General features: G+C 34.4%; 2 protein-coding genes and 1 pseudogene. 2 read left to right on the top strand and 1 reads right to left on the bottom strand.

Annotated features, from left to right (window positions below; all coding sequences use genetic code 11):
- Positions 1–180 precede the first annotated feature (180 nt).
- Positions 181–2,148 carry a CASTOR/POLLUX-related putative ion channel gene (locus AC3DU7_RS25025; protein ID WP_488042004.1) on the top strand — a complete coding sequence of 656 codons (1,968 nt, stop codon included), beginning with the start codon at positions 181–183 and terminating at the stop codon, positions 2,146–2,148.
- Between the two features lie 393 nt (positions 2,149–2,541).
- Here AC3DU7_RS25025 and AC3DU7_RS25020 read toward each other — a convergent pair whose 3' ends face one another.
- Complete coding sequence (locus AC3DU7_RS25020; protein ID WP_488042003.1) at positions 2,542–3,900, bottom strand: FAD-binding oxidoreductase; 1,359 nt, start codon at positions 3,898–3,900, stop codon at positions 2,542–2,544.
- Positions 3,901–4,126: 226 nt separating this feature from the next.
- On the opposite strand from AC3DU7_RS25020, the pseudogene AC3DU7_RS25015 reads away from it, so the two are divergent.
- Positions 4,127–5,016, top strand: a pseudogene (locus tag AC3DU7_RS25015) (hypothetical protein); the annotation flags it as partial.

Below are 5,016 nucleotides of genomic sequence, written 5' to 3'. Positions count from 1 at the left end.
CATTATCCATTGGTAAAATAGTTATAGCAATGAGCGCTGGTATATTTACAAATTGCAGGAGTGGCCAAATAGCTAAAAGTCTTATATTATCTGCAATTTATTCCCCCTATTGCCTATTGCCTATTGCCTGTTGCCTATTGCCTGCGCACAGCGCTATATATTAATTTAAAGAAAAAATCTATGTCTGCTCAAAGTAAATTTTCCTGGCAAGAACGCTTTCAATATAAATTTGACAACTTTATGTCAAGAGGTGGATTTTCTGTATTTCTGGCATTGGTCTCTGCTTTTTTTGGGGCCTTTTTATTAATGACTGCTCTACGTTATATTTCTGAGTGGCTATTTCCAAATACAGATTTAGAAAGCGATTTACTTTGGGATGTATTTGTTCAACTTATAGGTCTCAGAGACACTGGAGACGAAGCCAATTTCTCCACTAAAACTGTAGGAGTATTAACTATCTTTCTCGGTTTGGTACTTTTTTCTAGTTTAGTAGCTTTTATTACTCAAGAATTTGAATCACGACTGACTTTACTGAAAAAAGGTAAAAGCTTGGTAGTAGAAAAAAACCATACTTTAATCTTAGGCTTTAATGACAGAATTGTAGATATTATTACTGAATTAGTAATAGCCAATGAATCAGAACCTGATGCAGTAATTGTGATTTTATCAGCAAAAGATAAAGAACAAATGGATGATTTTCTCCGCGAAAAATTAGGGGATTTAAAAACTACTAGAGTAGTTACTCGTAGTGGAACAGTAACAAATATAAACAATCTGAATAAAGTCGGAGTTAAAGTCGCTAAATCGGTAGTTATTTTAAATGATGCTAAAGGATCAGACCCACAAGAATTGAAAAAATTATCTGATGCCAGAGTTGTCAAAACAATTTTAGCTACTGTAGCTGCTAATGAGGAAAAAAAATCATCTTTACCACCAATAGTAGCTGAAATTCACTCAGAACAATATCGTATTTTAGCTCAAAGCATTGCTCCTGAAGCTGTAACAACTTTAAATGAAGCTGATATTTTAGGTAGAATTTTAGTCCAAACTTCACGCTCTGTAGGACTAGCAACAGTATACTTAAATGTAGTAGGTTTTGCTGGAAATGAAATTTATTTTTATAGTCCTGAAAGTGATTGGCAAAACCTCAGATTTAGTGAATTACAATTTCACTTTTATCAAAGTATTCCTTTAGGTGTACAAGATAAAAATGGCAATGTAATTATCAAGCCAGATAATAATTACAACTTAACAGATGCTGAATCAATAATTGTCTTGGCTGAAGATGACTCCCAAATTAAATTTTATCAAGAACCTTTTGTTAAACCTCAAGTTTTAGGTTATGTTGACTCCCGAAAAACCCTTGCTAGAAAAACAGAAAAACATTTAATTATTGGCTGGAACTCAAAAACTCCAATCTGTCTCCAAGAATATGCTAAATATGTACTTGAAGGTTCAGAAATTAATCTAGTTACTGACCAATTAACACCAGAAATTGAAGATCTTTTTGATGAAATTCGCGATGCTTATCCTGAAGTTTTAATGCAAATTTGGAAAATAGATGTAGATGTTGCTGAGGCACTTCAAACACTCCAACCATATCAATATAACAGCATCTCAATTTTAGCCAGTAAAGGTAAAAATTCTGAAGAAATAGATGCTAAAACTCTGACAATATTATTAGAAATTAGGCAAATATTTTTGCAATACACAGAGCAAACTGGAAACCCAGTTACAACTGAATTAGTAGTAGAGTTGGCTGACTCTGAAGAAACAGATCTGGTAATTAAAGCTGGGGTTCAAGACTTCCTATTATCCAATCAATTTGTGTCGAAAATTTTAGCTCAGGTATCTCAAGAGCCAGGAGTAATATTAGTCTACCGTAATTTATTTTCAGCAGAAGGTAGCGAGATGTATATTAAGCCTGTAGAGCTTTTCTTCCCTCCTGAAAAACTTGGTAAATTATCTTTTGCTGATTGTGTATTTGCTGCTCAATCTCGTAATGAAATTTGTATTGGCGTGAAAATAGCTTCTCAATTTCAAGATAGAGAAAAGAATTTGGGTATCTATATAGCGCCACATTTGAATACTCAATTTGACTTAACTATTAAAGATGAACTAATTACAATTGCTGAAGATGAAATTTGAAAAGGGGGATCTTCATTAATGGATAATTGATAATGGATAATTGATAATTACAAGAAGGTTAAAACCGCTCTTGATTGAATATAAGGAAATATTATTAATGGATAATTGATAGTGGATAATGGATAATGAAAGAATTCTCTAACTCTCTAACTTTCTAACTCTTTAATTATCAATTGTCAATTATCCATTGGTAAAGGGAGGCTTTATAGCGCTACGCGCAAGTCAGAAGTCAGAAGTCAGAAGTTAGAAGTTAGAAGTAATCCCTGATTAAGTTTGAGTGTCTATAATTGTCCTAACCTATTTGCGTAATGCTATAAACCAGAATTATTTAATTATTAATTAGTTAATTATTTCGGTAAATGTAACTCATATTTATGAGAAATGCTGTCTGAGTCAACTTTTCTCTAGCCAGGCTTTCATTTTCCCCGGATTTAATAATCCATAAGGGTCTACCTTTTTCTTAAATTCTAACTGTTCAAAATCTGTGGTTTTCATTCCTCCATCTTCCAAAATATAGGTATGAGGATTAAAAATATTTACCCCATTTTTTTCATGATATTCAATAATTTCATTCAACCTTTCTTCAGAAGTATAACGGACAATTTGTAATCCTACTGGTGTAGTTTGACCATCCATTCGCATAAACTCTAAATGCATAATTACTTCATCACCAAAATGCCGATACATTTTTTCTACCAGTGCTAGATTTCTATCAGTTGGAAAACCACTTTGTAAATAAGTCAAATTTGTATCTACACTCCGAGCATGTAACGTCGTATGATTCCAAGTAAACTCATATATTGGTGTACCCTTACTTGCCTCCTCAGCAGTTTTTTCATAACAAATTTCACCATTAAATTCTTTAACTAAATCCTGAAAAGACTCCAAACTATATTCAGATACCATCAAAAAAGCACAATGTTTTCCTTCAGGAATTGAATTTTTTACTCCAGCGAAAAAACTAGGTATCGGCCAAGCAAAAATAGTAATTAATTTTTTGACAATTCCATCACTATCTCCCAATGCTTGAGCGAATTTTGCACAGGTCATAAAGTCGTCAAAAGTTACTATTAATTCTGCCCAAGTATAACTAGGAGCTAAAGGTATTTCTAACTGAGTAATAATTCCATTTGTTCCATAAGCATGATTAACTTTTTGTACATCATCGCCACGCAATTCTATAACTCTTGGTTCATCTTCCATTGTGACAACTCGCACGGCAGAAACATTGCCACGATGACGTAATCCACCATAATTAATTGAGCCAATTCCACTACTACCACCACCAATAAAACCACCAATTGTAGCGATGCGATAAGTTGAAGGAAACATCCTGATTTCCCAACCAATTTCTCTGGCTTTTTTATCTAATGCTACTAATTTCACTCCTGGTTCGACACAGGATAAACCAGGTTTTATCCAATTAATCTTATTCATTTTTGTAGTGTCGAGAACTACTCCTCCCTCTAAAGGAATACATTGTCCGTAATTACCAGTTCCCGCACCTCTAACTATTAAAGGTGCTTGATATTTAACGCAAGTTTTAGCTATTTGTAAAACCTCTGCTTCATTGGTAGGACGAACAATTAAATTAGCTTTTTTATCTTTTAATTGCGATTGTAAAACAGGGCTGAAATGATAATAGTCTAAAGAGAGTTTGGCGACTTGATTTGGCTCAGTAATAATTTCGATATCTGTTAGCTCTGAGGCTAGAGCATCCCAATTTATTTGTTTTGTTTTAGTTATTGTCATTAGTATTTTGAGTAAAAAAATATTTTAACAAAAATTGCTACTTTTATTTTATAATTGAGTAAAATGTTAGAATCTTATCATAAATATAAGAGATAAAAATCATTAATTTAGACCGACTTTTCCTTCGGAATGTAGCGTAAATGGTTTTTTAGTGCTATGAAAGTATTATAGAATCTATCCATTTTTCCTTTGATAAGTAAATTTTATCGAGTTAATGAGGTAAAAAATGATTGACGACTTAAATTCAGCTTTTACACAGATTCAACCAGGCTTGACTATAAGTGGAATTGTAGCTGGTTTCGTAGATAATGGAGAAGACTTTACCCTAAATTTTAGTGGTGGTAGCGCTATTGTAGACACTTCACCTTTGAACGCTAATCAATTAGGCTTAAATATCGGGGAGCCTGTAAATGTCTTAGTCGGTGAATTTGATGGCCTTGAAATTGATACTATATTTATGACTAGACCAGATAATTCAATTATTTTAGGCAGTCAAACTCCCCCGCTCCCAGCGCCCCCACAAGTGCCATTAGACCCCATTACAGGAGGAATAGCTAATCCCCCTTCTCCAGCATCTAACCCTGTTATCCCTCCCCAAGGAAATCCGATTTTCGGTACAGTGGTAGGTGTAGTTGACAACGATGAATTTCTCCTACAGGATGCTAACGGTACTCAAATCTTAGTGGATACAAATTTACCAGATAATCAATTCTTGAGTTTAGTACCAGGGGAACAACTAAATGTAGTGGGAATCTTTGATGATAATGATTTTGAAGCTTTATCTGTCACCCGTCCAGACGGTTCACCTGTGTTTACCGCTCCCCCAGCAAACCCACTTTTCGGTACAGTGGTAGGTGTAGTTGACAACGATGAATTTCTCCTACAGGATGCTAACGGTACTCAAATCTTAGTGGATACAGATTTACCAGATAATCAATTCCTAAATTTAGTACCAGGGGAACAAGTAAATGTAGTAGGCATCTTTGATGATGATGATTTTGATGCTTTATCTGTCACCCGTCTAGATGGTTCACCTGTGTTTACTAATACACCTGTATTGCCCCCACCTCCAGTATTGAACCCTGTATTGCCCCCACCTCCAGCATCTAACCCTGT

It is taken from the genome of Okeania sp. (assembly GCF_983059655.1).
Note: the sequence above shows the minus strand (reverse complement) of the source record. Positions and strands in the feature narration are given on the sequence as shown.

What these genes read in the sequence shown, in the direction of transcription:
- AC3DU7_RS25020 (WP_488042003.1), bottom strand. Translation starts at nt 3,900, where the DNA reads ATGACAATAACTAAAACAAAACAAATAAATTGGGATGCTCTAGCCTCA.
- AC3DU7_RS25025 (WP_488042004.1), top strand. Translation starts at nt 181, where the DNA reads ATGTCTGCTCAAAGTAAATTTTCCTGGCAAGAACGCTTTCAATATAAA.